The organism is Arthrobacter sp. UYEF3 (assembly GCF_040546245.1).
GTDB lineage: Bacteria > Actinomycetota > Actinomycetes > Actinomycetales > Micrococcaceae > Arthrobacter.
This window is the reverse complement of record NZ_JBEPNK010000002.1, coordinates 89,463-108,604: the sequence shown is the minus strand read 5'-3', so window position 1 is coordinate 108,604 and position 19,142 is coordinate 89,463. Positions and strand designations below refer to the sequence as shown.

General features: G+C 68.5%; 16 protein-coding genes and 2 riboswitches. Of the genes, 4 read left to right on the top strand and 12 right to left on the bottom strand.

The window, feature by feature from the left end; genetic code table 11:
• Positions 1 to 188: 188 nt before the first annotated feature.
• From ABIB14_RS01955 to ABIB14_RS01915, 9 genes are all read right to left on the bottom strand, one after another.
• The gene (locus ABIB14_RS01955; RefSeq protein WP_354233666.1) at positions 189 to 3,212 is read right to left on the bottom strand and encodes an alpha-mannosidase; all 3,024 of its coding nucleotides are present in this window, start codon (positions 3,210 to 3,212) and stop codon (positions 189 to 191) included.
• Positions 3,213 to 3,318: 106 nt separating this feature from the next.
• Complete coding sequence (gene fdhD / locus ABIB14_RS01950) at positions 3,319 to 4,188, bottom strand: formate dehydrogenase accessory sulfurtransferase FdhD (RefSeq protein WP_354233665.1); 870 nt, start codon at positions 4,186 to 4,188, stop codon at positions 3,319 to 3,321.
• 103 nt (positions 4,189 to 4,291) lie between these two features.
• Positions 4,292 to 5,806 carry a molybdopterin-binding protein gene (locus ABIB14_RS01945; RefSeq protein ID WP_354233663.1) on the bottom strand — a complete coding sequence of 505 codons (1,515 nt, stop codon included), beginning with the start codon at positions 5,804 to 5,806 and terminating at the stop codon, positions 4,292 to 4,294.
• Positions 5,803 to 6,090, bottom strand: a complete 288-nt coding sequence (locus tag ABIB14_RS01940) for a DUF6457 domain-containing protein (protein ID WP_354233661.1) — start codon at positions 6,088 to 6,090, stop codon at positions 5,803 to 5,805. The genes ABIB14_RS01945 and ABIB14_RS01940 overlap by 4 nt, the downstream gene beginning before the upstream one ends.
• Positions 6,087 to 6,731, bottom strand: coding sequence for a molybdenum cofactor guanylyltransferase (mobA, locus tag ABIB14_RS01935; RefSeq protein ID WP_354233659.1), 645 nt, complete (start codon positions 6,729 to 6,731; stop codon positions 6,087 to 6,089). Before mobA ends, ABIB14_RS01940 begins: the two co-directional genes overlap by 4 nt.
• A gap of 76 nt (positions 6,732 to 6,807) precedes the next feature.
• Positions 6,808 to 7,308 (bottom strand): HNH endonuclease, encoded by a 501-nt coding sequence (locus tag ABIB14_RS01930; RefSeq protein ID WP_354233658.1) that lies wholly within the window; start codon positions 7,306 to 7,308, stop codon positions 6,808 to 6,810.
• Positions 7,309 to 7,548: 240 nt separating this feature from the next.
• A complete protein-coding gene (locus ABIB14_RS01925; RefSeq protein WP_354233657.1) occupies positions 7,549 to 8,337 on the bottom strand; it encodes an NlpC/P60 family protein in 789 nt (262 codons plus the stop codon).
• Positions 8,338 to 8,602: 265 nt separating this feature from the next.
• Positions 8,603 to 8,772, bottom strand: a riboswitch (cyclic di-AMP (ydaO/yuaA leader).
• 136 nt (positions 8,773 to 8,908) lie between these two features.
• The gene (locus ABIB14_RS01920; protein ID WP_354233656.1) at positions 8,909 to 9,727 is read right to left on the bottom strand and encodes a M23 family metallopeptidase; all 819 of its coding nucleotides are present in this window, start codon (positions 9,725 to 9,727) and stop codon (positions 8,909 to 8,911) included.
• 4 nt (positions 9,728 to 9,731) lie between these two features.
• A riboswitch (cyclic di-AMP (ydaO/yuaA leader) is annotated at positions 9,732 to 9,943 on the bottom strand.
• Between the two features lie 149 nt (positions 9,944 to 10,092).
• On the bottom strand, positions 10,093 to 10,788 hold the full coding sequence (locus ABIB14_RS01915) for an iron-dependent transcriptional repressor DtxR (RefSeq protein ID WP_354233654.1): 696 nt from the start codon (positions 10,786 to 10,788) through the stop codon (positions 10,093 to 10,095).
• Positions 10,789 to 11,105: 317 nt separating this feature from the next.
• Here ABIB14_RS01915 and serC point away from each other — a divergent pair, with 317 nt between their 5' ends.
• Positions 11,106 to 12,236 carry a phosphoserine transaminase gene (gene serC, locus ABIB14_RS01910; protein WP_354233653.1) on the top strand — a complete coding sequence of 377 codons (1,131 nt, stop codon included), beginning with the start codon at positions 11,106 to 11,108 and terminating at the stop codon, positions 12,234 to 12,236.
• Positions 12,237 to 12,263: 27 nt separating this feature from the next.
• Here serC and ABIB14_RS01905 read toward each other — a convergent pair whose 3' ends face one another.
• Genes ABIB14_RS01905 through ABIB14_RS01895 form a run of 3 tightly spaced genes read right to left on the bottom strand, consistent with a single transcriptional unit; the run spans position 12,264 to position 14,563 of the window.
• Positions 12,264 to 13,586: an MFS transporter gene (locus ABIB14_RS01905; RefSeq protein WP_354233651.1), complete on the bottom strand. Its 1,323-nt coding sequence runs from the start codon at positions 13,584 to 13,586 to the stop codon at positions 12,264 to 12,266.
• A 51-nt stretch (positions 13,587 to 13,637) separates the two neighbouring features.
• Entirely contained in the window at positions 13,638 to 14,171 is a 534-nt protein-coding gene (locus ABIB14_RS01900; RefSeq protein ID WP_354233650.1) for a DUF3027 domain-containing protein, read from the bottom strand.
• Positions 14,172 to 14,179: 8 nt separating this feature from the next.
• Positions 14,180 to 14,563, bottom strand: a complete 384-nt coding sequence (locus ABIB14_RS01895) for a cold-shock protein (protein ID WP_354233649.1) — start codon at positions 14,561 to 14,563, stop codon at positions 14,180 to 14,182.
• A 176-nt stretch (positions 14,564 to 14,739) separates the two neighbouring features.
• Here ABIB14_RS01895 and ABIB14_RS01890 point away from each other — a divergent pair, with 176 nt between their 5' ends.
• The 3 genes from ABIB14_RS01890 to ABIB14_RS01880 are packed head-to-tail and all read left to right on the top strand — an operon-like array spanning position 14,740 to position 19,116.
• Positions 14,740 to 14,973, top strand: coding sequence for a hypothetical protein (locus tag ABIB14_RS01890; RefSeq protein WP_354233648.1), 234 nt, complete (start codon positions 14,740 to 14,742; stop codon positions 14,971 to 14,973).
• 10 nt (positions 14,974 to 14,983) lie between these two features.
• Positions 14,984 to 17,476, top strand: a complete 2,493-nt coding sequence (locus ABIB14_RS01885) for a helicase-associated domain-containing protein (RefSeq protein ID WP_354233647.1) — start codon at positions 14,984 to 14,986, stop codon at positions 17,474 to 17,476.
• Complete coding sequence (locus tag ABIB14_RS01880) at positions 17,473 to 19,116, top strand: DNA repair helicase XPB (protein WP_354233646.1); 1,644 nt, start codon at positions 17,473 to 17,475, stop codon at positions 19,114 to 19,116. The genes ABIB14_RS01885 and ABIB14_RS01880 overlap by 4 nt, the downstream gene beginning before the upstream one ends.
• Positions 19,117 to 19,142 lie beyond the last annotated feature (26 nt).

The following is a 19,142-nucleotide window of genomic DNA, read 5'->3' as shown; positions in this document are numbered from 1 at the left end:
AGAGAATCATGAATGTGTGAAAACGCCAGCCGGAACCGTGAATGGGGATTCAGTCTTACGGAGCCCGGCGGGACGTCCAACGCCATTGGGGGGATGAGTGGTAGCGGTCCTGCGGGACCGCTCCCACTCAGCCTGTTTAACCACCCCTCCGCGAGTTCGACCCGCCCGCAGGAGTCCGCCCGGAGACTTCAGCGCATGAACCTCAAGGTCAGCAGCTGGAAGGGACGCAGCGTCAGTTCGGCGCCACTGTCGCGAGCTGACACACCGGGCGTCTCCGCCGGCCTCTCCAGGAGATCCGCGGTCCGAATGCCAGAAGTGCCGAAATTGGCTGATACTACGCCGGACGACCGCTCCCCGAGCGACTCGTAGAGCCGCACGATCACGTCGCCCGTGCCGTCCTCCGCGAGTTTGACCGCCTCGATCACCAAGGCAGGGTTGGAGACCGTGAACAGCGGCTCCACGCCGCGGGAGCCCTTGACCACGCGCGGGGCCAGGTTGGTACGGTAACCCTCTTCAACTGCGTCGGCGATGCTGGCCCCGGGCCGCACCGTGACCGTCAGTTCGTGCGGGCCCCGGTCCGCGTTCGGGTCGGGGAACTTGGGTGCCCGCAGCAGCGAGACCCGGACGGTGGTGGTGGTGCCGCCGTCGGCGACGCGGACGTTGCGGGTGACGTCGTGGCCGTAACTGGCTGCGTTGCTGACCGCGACACCGTAGCCGGGCTCGGCCACGTGGATCCAGCGGTGCGCGCAGACCTCGAACTTGGCCGCCTCCCACGAGGTGTTCACATGGGTCGGCCGGAACACATGGCCGAACTGGGTCTCGGAGGCGGAGCGGTCGGCCCGGACGTCGAAGGCGAAACCGAGCTTGAGCAGCTTCTCGCGTTCCTGCCAGTCCACCGCGGTGGCGATCAGCAGCGACGGCGCACCGGGTTCCAGGACTATCCGCTGGGTCACCGCCGAGGCGCCGGCCAGCCGCTCCACCACGACGGCGGCGGCCGCACCGCAGCGCTCCAGCGCCACGGAGCGTGCCTCGGTCAGCGCGGTGACGTTGCGGCGGTAGAACGCGTCGATGTCCCACGCGTCCCATTCGTTCGGGGTGTCCCGGTGCAGTTCCAGGAGGTTGCCGAACTCCCCCGGCGCGATGGCCTCGCGGCCGCTGCCGTGGTCCCGCAACGACACCAGGAGTCCGTCCGCATTGATCACGGCGCGGATGATCCCGTTATCCAGCACATAGCCGCCGCCGGCCGCCCCGGCCTGCACAGGCGCGGACGGGCGGATGGCTTCGGCGGCGGCGAGGGCCGGGACGCCGTCGCGCGCATGCGGGGCGGCGTTGAGCAGGAACTCCTGCTCGCCCTCCCCCAGCACGGCGGCAGCGGCAGCGGCGATGATCTCCTCCAGTTGCCGGCCGACGGCGGCGTAGTTCCGTTCCGCGTCCTGGTGCACCCAGGCAATCGAACTGCCCGGCAGAATGTCATGGAATTGCTGCAGCAGCACCAGCCGCCAGAGCCGTTTAAGTTCGGCCGCCGGGTAGCGGGCGCCGACCCGGACCGCAGCGGTGGAACACCATAGCTCCGCTTCCCGGAGCAGATGCTCGCTGCGCCGGTTCCCGCGCTTGGTGTTGGCCTGGCTGGTGTAAGTGCCGCGGTGGAGTTCGAGGTACATCTCGCCCACCCAGACGGGGAGGTCCGGATAATCCTCCTCGGCGCTGGCGAAGAACTCCGAGGCCGCCCCGAGCCGCACCCTGGGGGATCCTTCCAGGTCCGCGGTGCGCCGGGCGGCTGCCAGCATTTCGCGGGTCGGGCCGCCGCCGCCGTCGCCGTAACCGAACGGAAGCAGGGACATGCTGCCGCGGCCGTGGTCCCGGAAGTTGCGCTCGGCGTGCGCGAGATCACGGCCGCTGATCTCGGAGTTGTAGCTGTCCACCGGCGGGAAATGCGTGAAGAGCCGGGTGCCGTCGATCCCTTCCCAGTTGAAGGTGTGGTGCGGCATCCGGTTGACCTGGTTCCAGGAGATCTTCTGGGTCAGGAACCAGCGGCTCCCGGCCGCCTTGACGATCTGCGGCAGCGCTGCCGAGTAGCCGAAGGTGTCCGGCAGCCACGCTTCCCGGCATTCGACGCCGAATTCCGCCAGGAAGAAGCTCTTGCCCTCCAGGAACTGGCGCGCCATCGCTTCACCACCGGGCATATTGCTGTCCGATTCCACCCACATGCCTCCCACCGGGACGAACTGGCCGGTGTGGACCTTTTCCCGGATCCGGCCGAACAGCTCCGGGTAGTACTCCTTGATCCAGGCGAGTTGCTGCGCCGACGAGCACGAAAACACGAACCCCGGGTCCTCGTCCATGAGCGCCACGACGTTGGAAAAGGTCCGCGCGCATTTTCGGATAGTTTCCCGGACGGGCCACAGCCAGGCGGAGTCGATGTGCGCGTGGCCGGTGGCGACCAACTGGTGGGCCGAGGCGTAGGCCGGCCGGGCCAGCACCTCGGCGAGCGCCGCCCGGCCCGCGGCAGCCGTGCCGGGGACGTCGTCCGGGTCCATGAGATCCAGCATCCGCTCCAGCGCGCGCAGGATCTCATGACGGCGGGGCAACTCCATCGGCAGCTCATGCATGAGCCCGCGCAGCGTTCCGATGTCCTGCTGCAGTTCCCAAACCGCCCTGTTCAGCTCGGCGATGACGATCGAACCCAGCCGGTACTGTGCTTCGGCGCCGGCGGTTGCCTTGTCCCCGTACGGGGTGGCCGCGAAGGTCCAGCCCTGCGAAAGGTCGGGATTCGCTGCCGCTTCAACGAAGAAGTCCACCGACATGCCGCTGCCCAGCAGCTTCAAGGGAATGTACTGGTTCCGCGGCGAGAGTGCCTTGATGACGGTTCCGTCGGGCCGCCAGGCCGTGCCCTCGCACTGGAACCCCGGAAGATCGGCACTGAAGCCCAGGTCCACCAGGATTTCGACGGCGGTGTCCTCCCGGCTCCCCCAGGAATCGGGTACATCACCCTGAAGCCGCAGCCACTTAGTGCTCCACGGCCGTCCCCACGGCGCCCCCTGCTCCTGCGGTCCGAACTCCTGCCGCAGCGCCTCCAGCACCGGGACCGGCTCACCGGGGGCGTCCCAACCGCTCAGCGTGAGCGGAGCTGTGCGCGGGTACACGGCGGGGAGGATGCGTTCGCGCAAAAAGCGGTCCAGCCGGACTTCCGTGAGTCGGCGATCGTCATGCAATGTGATCCTCTTTGCCCTGGTGCCGGTGTTGCGACCTTGGACTCAAGCCACGGGTCCAGTCGATGGACAAAATCTACGTCGACTGCCGGGGTTAAGCCAACGCGCCCTACCCGATTGCTGCCGGGACGGACACGCGCCGTTGGCCGGCGTAAACGTTCAGGGAGGTGCCCCGGCTGAATCCTGCCAGCGTCATCCCGCTGGCCTCGGCGAGCTCCACGGCCAGGCTGGAGGGCGCGCTGACGGCGGCCAGCACCGGAATCCCGGCCAGCGACGCTTTCTGCACCAGTTCGAAGGACGCCCGGCCGGAGACCTGGAGCACGGTTCCGCTCAGGGGCAGCAGGCCTTCGCGCAGCGCCCAGCCCACCACCTTGTCCACCGCGTTGTGACGGCCCACGTCTTCGCGCAGGCAGAGCAGGTCAGCGGCGCCGTCATCGGAGATCCGGAACAGCCCTGCTGCGTGGACGCCGCCGGTGACGTCAAAGACCGCTTGCGCTTCCCGCAGCCGGTCCGGCAACGAGGCCAGCGTCGCCACCGGCAGGGTCAGCGGGTCCGCAGCGGGGCTGAAGTGCGAGGACTTGCGCACGGCATCGATCGAGTCGGTGCCGCAGATCCCGCAGGAACTGGAGGTGAAGACGTTGCGCCCCGTGTCGGGCCGGACGACGTCGGGGCGCAACTGCGCTTCCACGACGTTAAAGGTCTGGACTCCGTCCTCGTCCTCGCCGGCGCAGAACCGCAGCGAGACGAGTTGCTCCGGCGTCCAGATAACGCCCTCCGAGACCAGGAACCCGGCGACCAGATCGAAGTCGTTGCCCGGCGTCCGCATGGTGACGGAGAAGGACAGGTCGCCCAGCCGGATCTCGAGCGGCTCCTCGACCGCCAGCACATCCTCCCGGTGCCGGACCGGGAACTCCAGCGCCTGCGGCGAGCCGTCCAGGACGATCTTGTGCACTTTACGGCGCTGTGTCACGCGGCCCATCGGATACTCCTCATCATTTTGCGTCGTGTCACTTCACAGTGTCCTACCCGGCCGCCCGCGGCGGCCGAACGTCCCTGATTCCATCATGGACTTCGCCCGCCCCTCAGCCAAGCAGTCCGCTCCAGTCAACCGGGCCGTCCGCGGCCGGCTTCCGGGGAGCCCGCTTGGTGGCGGGCTTTGCGGTCGCTTTGGCGGCGGCCGGCACCGGGAGGGCGGCGCCCCACGGAAGCGCGAACGCCGGTACCGGCTCCCCCAGCTGCACGCCGTGCGGGGGGACTACCAGGACGCCGTCGGCCGCGGCCAGTCCTCGCATCATGCCGGGAGCGGTGTGCTGCGCCGGTGATGCCATGCCGTAGAGCATGCGGAACGGCATCAGTCTGGTCCGGCCAGGGTCGGGATCGATCATGGTGCCGCAAGGGACCTCGGTCACCGGCGGTGGCGCTGCGTGGCCAAGGGCGGCCAGCAGCGGGGCGCCGATCGTGGACAGCGCCATCATGGCGGCGAGCGGATTTCCCGGCAATCCGATAATGAAGCGCCCGTCCGGCAGCTCTGCCAGCACGGCGGGGTGGCCCGGACGCATGGCGATCCCATCAATCAGCAGCCGGCCGCCCAGTTCCTTCACCGTGCGCCGGAGATGGTCGGTGCCCGAGCGCCCGGTACCGCCGGTGGTGATGACGACGTCGGCCGGCAGTTGCCCGGCATCGACCAGTTCCCCGCCGTTCGCCGGGCCGGTCGCCGGGTCTGTGTCCGGGCCTCCCCCTAGGCCGGGGGCGTCGGTGTCCTCAAGGGCAGCGAGCCATTCCGCGTCGCTGTCGCCGATCTTGACCGCACCGGCGCTGATCCCGCCGAGCATTTCGACCACGGCGGACAGCTGCGGTCCGAAGGTGTCCCGTACCTTGCCCGGTCCGGGGACCCCGCTGCTGATGACTTCGGAACCGGTGAGCACGAGGCGGACCACTGGCTTGCCGAGCACCGGCAGGGCGTCATGCCCGGCAAGGGCTGCCAGGGCCAGATGCGCCGGGTTGAGCACGGTGCCGGCTCTGATCAGCACCTGCCCCGCCGGTGCCTCCTCTGCAGCCTGGCGGATGTGTTCGCCGCTTCGCGGTTCGCCGGGCCTGGCGCCCCCGCCCAGTTTCAGGACCGGCAACCCATCCTCGTCCGGGGCGATGATGCCGCTCTCACTGCGGAGCACGGCCTTCGCTCCCGCCGGGAGCAGACCTCCGGTGACGATCGGGCTGGCCTGGTGCGGAGCCAGCCGCTGACCGGGATCGGCCAGAATCCACGGACCACTGCCGTTGACGGCCCAGCCATCCATCGCGGAGGAAGCGTAGTGCGGCATGTCATGAAGGGCCTTTACGTCCGCCGCCAGGTTGCGTCCCAGCGCGTGGCGGAGCTGCACGGGCGCGGGCGGGATGGGAGAAGCGCAGCCATAGGCCAGCTGCCACGCTTCATGCCAGCTGTGGACAAGGTGCCGGTGCGGGGCCGCCGCGGGGTCACCGTCGCCGGCATCGGTTTCGGCATCGGTTTCGGCGCTGGAGCCGGCCTCCGGGGCGGCGGCGCCCGGCTCGGAATCGCTCTGGTCCGCGGCGGTCCTGTCGTGGTGGGGCCCGGGCGTCATGCCCCTGGAGCCTCGGCGGCGGCGTATTCCTTGGCCAGCTTCCGGGCCACTTCCATGGCTGCCTGCATTGATACGCTGTCGGTCGCCTGGCCGGAGCCGGAGGCAAGGCCGGCCGCGAAGCCGGCGATGAAAGTGGTCAGCGGCGCGGCAGGGCGGACGATCGAGTGGGCGGCCACGCCGGCCAGTCCCAGCACTTCGTCGATGTCGATCTGAACGTCCTCCAACTCGAGGGCCTGGAGCAGCGCGCGGCACCAGTCGTCGAGCGTTTCGTCCTGGCTTTTCACCGTTTGCCTCCAATGTCGAATTCGTCGCCGCGGACCGGGCCGGGGACGGATACTCCTAAGGCGGAGGCGTCGTCCCAGGTGTCCACGTCGTCAGTGGAACCGGGCGGAACCGGAACCGTGCACAGCTCAAGACTAGCAAGGAGAGCGAAGACGGAGCCTCCCTCCAGGGCGTTATGCCGGGCCGCGTCGGCGACGGCGTGTCGTAGCGCGGCCGTGCCATAAAGCCCCACGAGCGGCTGCTTGCGTCCGTCCGCCGAAACCGCCACGGCACCGTCGCGGCCGTCCGCGCCGGTGGCCATGGCGTCGAGCAAGGCGCCCACGGCGGCGACTACCCGCGGCATGTCGCAGGCGAGCACGAGGGTCAATGGCGTCGGGGCCGCGGCCGTGTCGACAGCCAGGGCGGACAGTCCGGCGGCGATCGCGGCGGCGGGACCTGAGAATGGGGGATCCTCCCGGCAGCCCAGCACTCCCGGCGGGAGTCCGCCGCGATCCGGCCCCACCACGACAGTCCTGCGGGCGCCGCGGGCCGCCTGCAGTGACCGCTCAAGCAGGGTGGCGCCGTCGACCGTCAACTGGGACTTGGGCACGCCGCCAAGCCGGGAGGACCGGCCCCCGGCGAGGATAACGGCGTCGTATTCCACTCGCCCAGCCTAGCCGCAGCTGCTGTGACAGGTCCTCCGGGGCCGGGCTCAGTGCGCCGGGCTCAGTGCGCCGGGCTCAGTGCGCCGATTCGGGCAGAAGGAACGGGTCCCAGGCCGGGGTGGGCTTCTCCAGTTCCTTAATCTGCCAGATGGTGCCCTTCGGCGGCCCCGGAACGAAGCCTAGCTTCCAGCCCATTTCGGCGGGCGTGTGGTCACCCTTGGCGTTGTTGCAGCGCAGGCAGGCAGCGACGAGGTTCTCCCACGTGTCCGCACCGCCCCGGGATTTGGGCTGGACATGGTCGATGGTGTGGGCCGCCTTGGCGCAGTAGGCGCAGCGATGATTATCCCGGCGCAGAACTCCCCTGCGGCTGACCGCCGTCAGGGTGTTGTAGCGGGGCCTGATGTACCGGTTCAGCAGGATAACCGTCGGGCGGCCGAGGATGTCCTGTGGACCCACCACGGGGTCGTCCCCTTCGGCCACCACGCTGGCCTTTCCAGTCAGCACAAGCACCAGCGCCCGGCGGAAGGTGACTACCGCCAGCGGCTCATATCCAGCATTCAGAACGAGAGTGCGCATCCGCATACCTCTTCACGGCCGCACCCGCCAGGGGCACGAGGGCCGGCTGCCCTCTGCATGGTCGGGCTAAGGATCGACACCACAAGAGTAAACACCGAAGGCCCGGATTGCCGAATTTTTTCCTCGGCGGGATTTCCGTGCGCCGCCGGACGGCGGGGGCCACAACGCAAAGGACCCCTGCCGGGGGCAGGGGTCCTTCAGAATGCTTACGGCCGGAGTCGGGCTGCGTTTTAGCCGGTGTTAGCCGCCGACGCGGATGAAGACCGGACCGGAACCGACGTTGACGCTGTACAGCGCGGTGGTCCCACCGTTCCAGCCGCCGTGGACGGCCATGCCGTTGCCGACATAGACAGCGATGTGGGCCATGCCCATGCCGCCGTTCTGGTAGTAGGCGATGTCGCCCGGCTGCGCCTCGGCGGCGCTTACCGTACGGCCCAGGGAAAGGTATCCTGCCGGCCAGCCGTGGTAGTTGATGCCCACCGCAGCCAGCGCGTTCGTGACAAGCATGGTGCAGTCCTGGGAAACGCCCATCTGCGCGTAGGCAGCCGCAGCAATCGAAGCACCCATGCCGCTGACAGCAGCCGGAGCCTTGGCTGCCGGGGAGGCGGTTGCCGGAGTGCCGGTGGCCGCGGCGCCGCGGGCCGCGGTGCCGTTGGAAGCGGCGGTATCAGTGGAAGCGACAGCTTCCTGAACCTTGACGACGGGCTTGGGCGCCTCGACGACCGGAGCCGGGGCCGTGGTGACGGACGTCTTGTCGTAGGAGATCGCGATGCTGGAGGCCGCGGAGATCGTGGCCGGTGCGGTGGACTGTACTTCCATGGCGGAAGCGGAGGTCGATTCGCGCTGAACGTTGGTCTCGGCAGCGTTGGCTGCGATACCGCTGGTCAGGACCAGGCCGGAGGCTGCAGCGATAACCGCGGCCTGACGACCCATGCCACCGGCGTTCTCGCCGACGGCCTTGGCAATAACAGCCAGCGAGTTGGTCTGGGTGACCTCCGCGCGGTGGCGTGCAGTTGCACGAGTAGTCATTCAGTTCTCTCTTTCGTGAGCCTTGTGTCCGCGCTGTTGTACAGGCGGCACTGAGTACGCTCCGGCATCTTGGGGGTACGCCGGATCGCCCCGAAACGGGTTTCTTTAGCGAAGGGTGTACTGCGAAGACGCGCCAAAAGCGGGAACTGCGGTGTGCGATCCGGTCCGGGCGCCGGCAAGGGCAACACGGAGCATGGAGTGCAGCGGGCTCAATTGAGCCGCGCCAGCGCGAAAACGCGCAGCATTGTGGCGTGAAGACATGAAAGTAGCCTCTCCCAATGCCTACGAGGTGAGCTGTCGGATTCGGATGGGAGTCACCCGGCCGCGCTGCTTCCTGGGAAGCTTTGCGACTTAACCCCAAGGCCTTCTTGCGAAGACCAAAATTGGTTCCCCCGCCCCTGCCAGACGATGTAATGCGAACGGACCTTGAGCGGTGGCAGAGCTAGGCAATCCACTCAAGAGCGCCAACTTCGGAGAAGTTGGCGTGCTTCCTACGGTACAGCAGTCGGGACTCAATGTCACATTCAGATCACGGCGAGTCACAGAAATGCGAGTCGTCCATCGGCTCGGCTTAGAGCCAGCCCAGCGGGTCAACAACTTCTCCGTTGACCATTACCTCGAAGTGGAGGTGGCAGCCGGTGGAGGCGCCGGTGGTCCCGCTCATCGCCACCACATCGCCACGGGAGACCTGCTGGCCCACCCGCACGCTGGAGGACGACAAATGGTTGTACGTGGTCTCCAGGCCGTTGCCATGGTCGATCACGACGCGGTTTCCGCCGCCGTAAGGGTGCCAGCCGGTGAAAGTAACGGTGCCGCTGGCTGCGGCGTGCACGGCGGTGCCGCACTGGGCGGCGTAGTCCTGACCGCGGTGAAATTCCCCGACGGCCCCGGTGATGGGACTGACCCGGTAGCCGAACGGTGAGGCGGTGACCATGGAATCCAACGGCGCTCCGAGGCTGCCGGCGGAGGCTGCCCGGGTGATGGTGCCGGCCGACTGGGCGCCCAGCAACTGCTTGAGCTTGCCGTCCGGGTCGACCTTGGTACCCACGGCGGTGCGGCTGAAGTCGATCTGCGCGGCCGCGGCCTTCACTTCAGGCTGCATACCGGCAGAAACCGAGCCGGCGCGGGCGGCGTCGGCGGCCACTACGGGGCCGGTGGCCGGAACGGCGACGGTGAGGACCAGTCCGGTGGAGGCCAGTGCGATGCCGGCCTTCTGTCCAACGCCGCTGACGGTGGCGAAGTCTGCTATCTGCCGGAGCGGACTCCGGCGTCCGCGGCGTTCGTCCCGGCGCGCGTCGCGCGGGCGCTCGGCGTAGTGGACGTCGGCCGGGCGCGGCTCGGGAGCGGGACCGGTCGCACGACGGCGGCCCCTGACGGTCTGGATGGTCAAGTACGGTTCCTCTCTGGAGAGCCTGCGAAGTTAGCTGTCGGATTCGGGTCAGAGAGATCAAAGACCCGGTCCGCCGGAGCAGGCATCCAGGCACAAAGGAGTCGAAGGGACCCCTCGTGGAGTTTGCTTGCCGCTAGCGGACTTCACCCCAAGGCTGTTGGATCAACAGCCGGAAGTGGTTCCCCCGCCTCTGCCAGAAAGTGACTCGTGTACTGATCCGCTGGCAGAGCTCGGCTTCGGATCCGGTAACGCTTTAGTATCGGTGCTAGTGCTCAACTATAGGGGATCAAGCCGCGCGGTAATAAATCCGTGATCTCACTTGTGGACAACTTCCGGGCTTCCCCCGGGAGAATTACCGTGCCAGGTTACCCGAGCGTAACGAACACGTGGGCCGCAACCTCGGGCGGCAGCTCCAGGGCGCCCTCGAAGTCCGGCACCCGCACCGAGATGTACTCCCCCACGCGTTCCAGCGACACCTTGGCGCCGGGACGGATTCCACCCTCATCCAGCTGAACCAGCAGCTCCGGCTCCACCTGGATGGGCTCGGCCAGCCGGCTCACGGTGACCCGGGAATCGGCGCCGTAGCCGGCCATGGCGTCGAGCAGGTTAACCACACCGTCCGTGGTTTCCGCCGCCGGGAGGCCGCCGAGTTCGGCGAGGCCGGGGATCGGGTTTCCGTAGGGTGACACGGTCGGGTGGTTGAGCAGATCGAAAATGCGCCGTTCGACGCGCTCGCTCATCACGTGTTCCCAGCGGCACGCTTCCTCATGGACATAGGCCCAGTCAAGCCCGATGACGTCGGCGAGCAGCCGCTCGGCCAGGCGGTGCTTGCGCATGACACCGACGGCGCGCTTCCGGCCCGTTACGGTCAGTTCGAGATGCCGGTCCCCGGAAACCACCACAAGGCCGTCCCGTTCCATGCGGCCGATGGTCTGGGAAACGGTGGGGCCGGAGTGCCGTAGCCGTTCGGCAATCCGGGCGCGGAGGGCGACGATGTTCTCTTCTTCCAGTTCCAGGATGGTCCGAAGATACATCTCGGTGGTGTCGATCAGATCCGTCATTCAGCTCAGCTCCTCGAGCGCCGTCCTTGCGTCATTCCCACCGTACAGCGCGCAGGATGCGCCCGGGCGAGATCCGCCATACGTCACCGGACAGCCTAGCCTATTTTGAATTACTCCGGATAATTCGGGTCGCCGCCCGGTCGCACGCCGCTAACCGGGTCCCGGGGCCGAACGTTTGACGTCTCAGTGACCGGACTATGACGGACGTATTTCCTGCCCGGCCGGGCCCGTCGGGCAGAATAAATCAGGGCCGAAACGAGACCTGCCCAGGATCCGTCCGAGCCCCGCCACGCACCCAGCCGAAAATTGGAGCCACTGTGAGCGACACCAGCATCACCATCCCCGCGAACCTCCTGCCCAAGGACGGACGGTTTGGCGCCGGCCCGTCAAAGGTCCGTCCGGAGCAGATGGAGGCACTGTCGGCGGCGTCGGCAACGCTGCTGGGTACCTCGCACCGCCAGGCGCCGGTGAAGAACCTTGTGGGGTCGGTCCGGACCGGGCTGAGCGACTTCTTCCGCGCCCCAGAAGGCTACGAGGTTGTCCTCGGCGTCGGCGGTTCCACGGCGTTCTGGGACATCGCCAGCTTCGGACTCGTAGAGAACAAGGCGCAGCACCTGTCCTTCGGCGAGTTCGGCTCGAAATTCGCCGCGGCCACCAATAAGGCGCCGTTCCTGGCCGAATCCTCAATCATCAAGTCCGAGCCCGGTACCCGCCCAGGGTCGCGGGCCGAAGCCGGCATTGACGCCTATGCCTGGCCGCAGAACGAAACGTCCACCGGTGTCGCCGCCCCGGTCAAGCGCGTGGCCGGGGCGGACGAGGGCTCCCTCGTGCTGGTCGACGCCACCTCCGCGGCCGGCGGTCTGGATGTGGATGTGGCGGAGGCCGATGTCTACTACTTCGCGCCGCAGAAGAACTTCGCTTCCGACGGCGGACTGTGGCTTGGCCTGTTTTCGCCGGCAGCCCTGGAGCGTGCCGCCCGGATCAAGGCCAGCGGGCGTTGGATCCCGGACTTCCTGGACCTCCAGACCGCGATCGATAACTCGCGGCTGAACCAGACGTACAACACGCCGGCGCTGGCCACCCTGGTGACCCTGGATGCGCAGGTGCAGTGGCTCAACAGCAACGGCGGCCTTGACTTCGCCGCCGCGCGGACCGCCGATTCGGCCGGACGCATTTACCGCTGGGCTGAGGCATCCTCCTACGCCGCGCCGTTCGTGGCCAAGGCCGAGGACCGGTCCAACGTCATCGCCACGATCGACTTCGACGACTCGATTGACGCCACCGCCATCGCGAAGGTCCTGCGCGCCAACGGCGTCGTCGATACCGAGCCGTACCGCAAGCTGGGCCGCAACCAGCTGCGCATCGCCACCTTCGTGGCGATCGAACCCGCCGACGTCTCCGCGCTGCTCGAGTGCATCGACTTTGTGGTGGGCGAGCTCAAGCACTAACACCGGCGGGGTCCCGGCAGGGACGCGTCAGCGGTCGACGGCGTCGTCCGGGTTATCCACCCGGATGACGCCGTCCGTCGTTGCGGTACCCGCCGGGACGACCCGGAAGTACCGCAGCCCCCGGGCACGGCGGTTGAAGCCGATCCGCAGGTGCTTCGCCCGGACAATCCAGGCCATCCCGATCAGCGCGGCCGACACCCCGGCGGCGGCCGCGACGCCCATGGACCAGCGCGGGCCGGCGACGTTGGCCACCCAGCCCACCAGCGGTGCGCCGATCGGGGTGCCGCCCATGAAGATCGCCATGTACAACGCCATCACCCGGCCGCGCATGACCGGGTCCGTGGTGGTCTGGACGTAGCCGTTGGCGCTGGTCATCATGGTGATTGCAAACAGTCCGACGGGCACCAGTGCGACGCCGAACCAGAAGTAGTCCGGCGCCAGCGCGGCGATGCCGGAGGTCAGTCCGAAGGCGCCGGCCGCCCCGAAGATCACACGCATCCGTGGCTTCCCGCGCCCGGCCGAGAGCAGCGCACCGGCGAGCGAGCCGATCGCCATGATCGAGTTCATCAGGCCGAAGGCGCTGGCGTCCAGGCCAAACTCGGTGCCGACCATGGCCGCGATGAAGAGGACGAAGTTCAGTCCCAGGGTTCCGACGATGAACACCGCCACCAGGACCACCACAATGTCGGGCCGGAAGCGCACGTAGCGCAGCCCCTCGCGGATCCGGCCCTTGCCCGGGGCGGCCCGGGGCAACTGCCGCAGCGAGGCGGTGGGGATCTTGGCCAGGCTCAGGAGCAGGGCCAGGAACGTCACGGTGTTGACCAGGAAGACCCAGCCGGGCCCGATGGCCACGGTGAGCACACCGGCCACGGCCGGCCCGATCATCCGCGCCACGTTGAACGAGGCGCTGTTGAGTGCGACGGCGTTGGGCAGGTAGTCGTCGCGCACGAGTTCGGAGACGAAGGTCTGGCGCACCGGAGCATCCACGGCGGACACGACGCCGAGAAGCAGGGCGAAGACGTAGACGTGCCAGAGCTGCGCTGCTCCGGAGAGCACCAGGACGCCGAGGGCCGCGCTGAGCAGGGCCATCGCGGACTGTGTCAGGACAAGTAGCGTCCTGCGGTTGAAGCGGTCGGCGACCAGCCCCGCGATGGGGGCGAGAAAAAGCTGCGGGCCCAGCTGCAGGGCCATCGTGACGCCCATGGCGCCGGCATCCTGCGCGGTCAGGTGGTCGAAGACCAGCCAGTCCTGCGCGGTGCGCTGCATCCAGGTTCCAATATTGGAGACCAGGGCGCCGACGAACCAGATCCGGTAGTTCAGGACACCCAGCGATTGGAAGGTGGATCTCATGCCCGTGCCTCCCCCGGTGTCGGCGTCACTGTCAGTAGGCTCGGCGGCGTTTCAATCAGCCTGTTCCGCCGCGGCATCCGCGGACGGGGAATCCTGCGCCGACAAATCCTCTGAGTCGTCATCGTCCGCCGCGGCTTCCCCGGACGGGGTCTCTGCGGTGTCCTCCTGCTGCGCGTCTTCGGGGCGCACGCGTTCGGCCCACGGAACCCACTCCGGAGCCAGGATGGAGTCGTCGGAGGGCAGCAGGCCCAGCTCGTCGACCGTGACCGACTTGGAGCGTGAATTGCGCGTCAACACGGCGTACCACTGCCACCCGCCGTAACCGGGAACGAGTGACTCGAAAAGGTGCGTGACCAAACGGTCGCCCTCGCTCTTGGCGGCCAGATGCCGGCCGACCTGTTCCGCCGGGGCGATTCCCTCAACAGCGGCGCGCGCGACGTCGACGGAGGCGGCCAGGAAGGCGTCGGGCTTGCCGGTGCGCCAGACGGGGACGCCGTAGGGTGGCTTGGATCCTGCTTTGGCGCCGGCGGCCAAAGGGGCCGCGCCGGCCGCCGCGGCGGCGTTCTGCTCAGGTTCCGGTGTCATGGTGAGCCTTACGCGTCCAGCTCGTCGGCGACCTTGCGAAGCGCGGTCGCGATGGCCATGGCCTTGTTGCCTTCCGGATACTTCCCGGCGGACAGGGTTCCGGAGAGGTTGTCCAGCACGCTGACGAGGTCCTGCACCAGCGGCGCGAGGTCCTTCGCGCTGGGCCGTTTGGCCTTGGCAATGGACGGCGTCTTGTCCAGCACCCGCAGGCCCAGGGCCTGGGCGCCCTTGCGGCCGTCGGCCACGCCGAACTCCACCCGGGTTCCGGCCTTGAGTTCGGTTACGCCTTCCGGCAACGCCGACTTGGGCAAGAAGACCTCCTGGCCGTCTTCGCCTGCGAGGAATCCGAAGCCTTTGTCCTTGTCATACCACTTGACCTTGCCGGTGGGCACGTAATCAACCTTCTTCGTTCTGGGGACGCGGCCGACGGCCACCGCATCCGCATGGATATGCGGGTTCAGGGTGTGACCGCCCGGACCGTGCTGGTCTGTTCCTTCAAGGTTATCCTGCCTTGGCCACTTTGGCGGTTTGAGGCGCGGGCGGGAGCGGGGCTGTTAGCGTAGCCTCCATGACACCACAGCACCTCCGGCGGCCGCTCTTGATTCTTGCGGCGGCGGTTGCCGCGCTCTCCCTCGCCGCCGTCGGGGCCGTCATGGCCATGGCCTTCAACAACACCGTGGCCCCCGTGTGGATCACGTCCACAGCGCTCTACGGGCTGCCCGTAGCGTTCCTGCTCATGCTGGCCCTTGTGTTCGACGCCGTTGCTGCCCGGCGCCGGACGCGAGGGCACGGCGAACGGTAGCGTTGGCCTAATGTCCCTGATCCGCGCGCTCAGCAAGGAATTGCAGGCCCGCAGCGATGACTCGTTGCGGGCCCTGTTCGCCGCGCGGCCGGACCTGATTTCCCCCGCCGTGCCGGACTTCTCCGCCCTCGCCGCCCGGGCCAGCGGCCGGGTCAGCGTCCAGCGGGCGCTGGAACGGCTCAACCGTCCCGAAATGCAGGTCCTGGAAACACTGCACCTGCGCACCAACACCGACACCGGACACAGCGCTTCCGCGGCGACGCTCAAGAAGCTGATCAACGGCGCCAGCCTCGCCGCCCTGGAGCGGCTGCTCCAGTCCCTGCAGGAACTCGCCCTCGTGCACCGGGCCGAGCCCCCGCACGGCGTAACCGCGGCCGCCGGACGGCAGCGTTACTACCTTCCGATCGGCAGCCTCAAGGACGTCATCGGCATCTATCCGGCCGGGCTCGGACGAGGCTACACCGAACTTGTCCGGCTCCAGCCCGCCTTCGCGCAGCGCGTGGTGCATCTTGTCGACGAACTGCACCGTACCGGCAGTGATATCCCCCCCGCCGCCACACCGATGGAGGCGGCGCTGGCATTGCAGCACTGGACAGCCTCGCCGGAGGCTTTGCAAGCGTTGCTGGCCTCTGCGCCGGACCGCACGGCGGCCCTCCTGGCCCGCTTCGGAAGCTGGGCCATGGGCGCCGTCCCCCAGGCACAGCGGCGGGCGTCCGTGCTGCACGAGGGACCCGACGTCGGGCCGGTTGAATGGCTGCTGGCCCGCGGTCTGCTGGTGCCGCTGGACGCAGCGCACGTGGAACTTCCGCACAGCGTGGGCGTATCGCTCCGGGGCGGCTTCGTGATCGAGCACTTCGCCCCCAGCCCGCCGGTGCCACGGCTGGGAAAGACCAGCGCGGCACTGCGGCGCAACGCCGCCCTCGGCGCCATCGCCGAGACTCTGAGGCTGACAGGCGAACTGCTCCATGCCGTCCGGGAACAGCCGCTCGTCACACTGCGCAGCGGCGGGGTGGGCGTCCGGGAAATGAAGCGCCTCGCGGATGCCCTGCGGCTCGGGCTGCACGAGGCCGGCATGCTGGCGGAACTCTGCGCCCTCGCCGGCCTGCTCCGCCTGGATGTGGACAGTTCGGCCTGGATCCAGGCCCCGCAGCTGGAATGGCTGACGCTGCCGAGGCAGGAGCAGTGGCAGTGGCTGGTCAATGCCTGGCTCGCCAGCGAACGGGTCCCGTCGCTGGTGGGACAGCCGGTCAGCGGAGTCGCCACCGCGCAGCCGCACCGCGGGCCGGCCGGTACTGCCATCAACGCCCTCTCCGCGGAGGCGCAGCGGCCGGATGCCCCGGTGGTCCGGAGGCGGATCCTGGAGATTCTGAACGAGCTCACCCGGGAGGCGGACGCGGCGGACGGGGAGGCCCCGGTGCTTGACGCCGACGCCGTGCTGGAACGTGCCGACTGGGCGCAGCCGCGGATGGCCCGCCGCTTCAGTTCACTCATCCGCGGCGTCCTCGCCGAAGCCGAAATACTGGGCCTGATCGGCTCCGGCGCCCTGACCCAGATCGGTGCGGCGGTGGCCTCAGACCAGCCCGACGAAGCTCTCGCCATCCTGGGCGAGCACCTGCCGGCGGCGCTGAACCACGTGCTGCTCCAGGCGGACCTGACCGCCGTCGCCCCCGGCTACCTGGACCCGGAGCTGAGCGAAAAGCTCCTCACCATGGCGGACGCCGAGGGCCAGGGGCCTGCCACCATCTACCGCTTCTCCGTCGCCTCGGTCCGGCGCGCCCTCGACGCCGGGCGGGACGCCCGGGCGCTGCTGGACTTCCTGCGCGAGCACTCGGCCACCGCGGTGCCCCAGCCGCTGGAGTACCTGATCGAGGACACCGCAGCTCGTCACGCCCGGCTCCGGGTAGGTCCGGCGGCGAGCTTCATCCAGAGCGAGGACGAGACGGCCCTGCTGGAGCTGCTTCATACCACCGCGGCCGCCGGCCTCGGCCTGGCCCGGATCGCCCCGACCGTCCTGGTCTCGCCTGCCGCGCCCCGGGAAACCGCCCAGGTGCTTCGCGGCCTGGGCCTGTCCCCGGCGTTGGAGGACTCCGGCGCCGTTCTCCGGCTGCGCCGGAGCACCGCGGACCCGGGCGGCGCCCGGCCGGTCTACACCGCCCCGCGCACCGCCCCCGCGGACGCCGACGTCGACGCCCAACTCGCCCTGCTGAGGGACGGGCGGCCCGCCGGCGCCGGATCGCCGGCTGGCCACGGCACGGCAGGAGCGGCTGGCGGCGAGGCAGCGACGCAGCTGGGACTGGAGACCCTGCAGAAGGCGATCCGGCTCAAGCAGCGGGTGGTGATGAACGTGGTGGACAGCCTGGGGAATGCCCGCCGCGAAACGGTTGTTCCGGTGGCTGTGACCGGCGGCCGGGTCCGGGTGTTCGATCCGGCCAAGGAGACCGAGCGTGTGCTGTCCATCCACCGGATTATTGATGTTGAAGCCACAGAGGAACTACTGCAGTGAATGACGGGCCCCTGATCGTCCAGAGTGACAAGACCATCCTGCTGGAAGTGGACCACGCCCAGGCCACTGAAGCGCGGCACGCGATAGCGGCGTTCGCCGAACTGGAACGCGCCCCGGAGCATATCCACAGCTACCGCCTGACGCCGCTGGGACTGTGGAACGCCCGGGCGGCCGGGCTGGACGCCGAACAGGTGCTCGACACCCTGCTCAAGTACTCCCGGTTCCCGGTGCCGCATTCGCTGCTGATTGACGTCGAGGAAACCATGTCCCGCTACGGCCGGCTGCGGCTGGAAAAGGATCCGCAGCACGGCCTGGTCATGCGCACCTCCGACTACCCGGTCCTCGAGGAGGTCAGCCGGGCGAAAAAGATCGCCCCGCTGCTGGGGCCGCGGATCGACGCCGAGACGGTGGTGGTGCATTCCTCGCAGCGCGGACAGCTCAAGCAACTGTTGCTCAAGATCGGCTGGCCCGCGGAGGACTTCGCCGGGTACGTGGACGGCAAGCCGCACCCCATCATGCTCAACGAATCGGGCTGGAAGCTCAGGCCCTACCAGCAGCAGGCGACGGAGAACTTTTGGGCCGGCGGCAGCGGCGTCGTCGTCCTCCCCTGCGGCGCCGGCAAGACCTTGGTGGGAGCCGCCGCCATGGCCACCAGTTCCACCACCACCCTGATCCTGGTGACCAACACGGTGTCAGCGCGGCAGTGGAAGGACGAACTGCTCAAGCGCACCTCCCTGACCGCGGAAGAGATCGGCGAATACTCCGGCGCCGTCAAGGAGGTCCGTCCCGTCACGATTGCCACCTACCAGGTGCTCACCACCAAGCGCGGCGGCCTGTACCCGCACCTGGAGCTGGTGGATGGCAACGACTGGGGGCTCATCATCTACGACGAGGTTCACCTGCTGCCGGCGCCGATCTTCCGGATGACCGCCGATCTGCAGGCACGCCGCCGCCTCGGCCTGACCGCCACCCTGGTCCGCGAGGACGGCCGCGAAGGCGAGGTCTTCAGCCTGATCGGGCCCAAGCGGTACGACGCCCCCTGGAAGGACATTGAAGCGCAGGGCTACATCGCTCCGGCGGACTGTGTGGAGGTCAGGGTGGATCTACCCCGCGATGAACGGGTGGTCTACGCCATGGCCGAGGACGCGGACAAGTACCGGCTCTGCGCCACATCGGAGACCAAGATCGGGATCGTGGAGCGGCTCGTGGCCGAACACGCCGGCGAGCAGCTCCTCGTGATCGGGCAGTACATCGACCAGTTGGACGAAATCGGCGAGCGGCTGCAGGCGCCCGTGATCAAGGGCGACACCACGGTCAAGGAACGGCAGCGGCTCTTTGACGCGTTCCGCGCCGGCGAGGTCCAGACCCTGGTGGTGTCCAAGGTCGCCAACTTCTCCATCGACCTGCCCGAGGCGTCGGTGGCTATCCAGGTCTCCGGGTCCTTCGGCTCCCGCCAGGAAGAGGCGCAGCGGCTGGGACGGCTGCTGCGGCCCAAAAAAGACGGCCGGGCCGCACGCTTCTATTCGCTCGTGGCGCGGGACACCCTGGACCAGGACTTCGCCGCGAAGCGCCAGCGCTTCCTGGCCGAGCAGGGCTATGCCTACCGGATCATGGACGCCAAGGATGTCGGCGCCGGCTGAGCAACGGGGCCAGCGAGGGTGCCGGG

Bases quoted from the DNA above. Each gene is read 5' to 3' on its own strand.
- ABIB14_RS01900 (WP_354233650.1), bottom strand. From the start codon at position 14,171: ATGACACCGGAACCTGAGCAGAACGCCGCCGCGGCGGCCGGCGCGGCC.
- ABIB14_RS01905 (WP_354233651.1), bottom strand. From the start codon at position 13,586: ATGAGATCCACCTTCCAATCGCTGGGTGTCCTGAACTACCGGATCTGG.
- ABIB14_RS01930 (WP_354233658.1), bottom strand. From the start codon at position 7,308: ATGCGCACTCTCGTTCTGAATGCTGGATATGAGCCGCTGGCGGTAGTC.
- ABIB14_RS01945 (WP_354233663.1), bottom strand. From the start codon at position 5,806: ATGACGCCCGGGCCCCACCACGACAGGACCGCCGCGGACCAGAGCGAT.
- ABIB14_RS01925 (WP_354233657.1), bottom strand. From the start codon at position 8,337: ATGACTACTCGTGCAACTGCACGCCACCGCGCGGAGGTCACCCAGACC.
- ABIB14_RS01890 (WP_354233648.1), top strand. From the start codon at position 14,740: ATGACACCACAGCACCTCCGGCGGCCGCTCTTGATTCTTGCGGCGGCG.
- ABIB14_RS01915 (WP_354233654.1), bottom strand. From the start codon at position 10,788: ATGACGGATCTGATCGACACCACCGAGATGTATCTTCGGACCATCCTG.
- fdhD (WP_354233665.1), bottom strand. From the start codon at position 4,188: ATGGGCCGCGTGACACAGCGCCGTAAAGTGCACAAGATCGTCCTGGAC.
- ABIB14_RS01885 (WP_354233647.1), top strand. From the start codon at position 14,984: ATGTCCCTGATCCGCGCGCTCAGCAAGGAATTGCAGGCCCGCAGCGAT.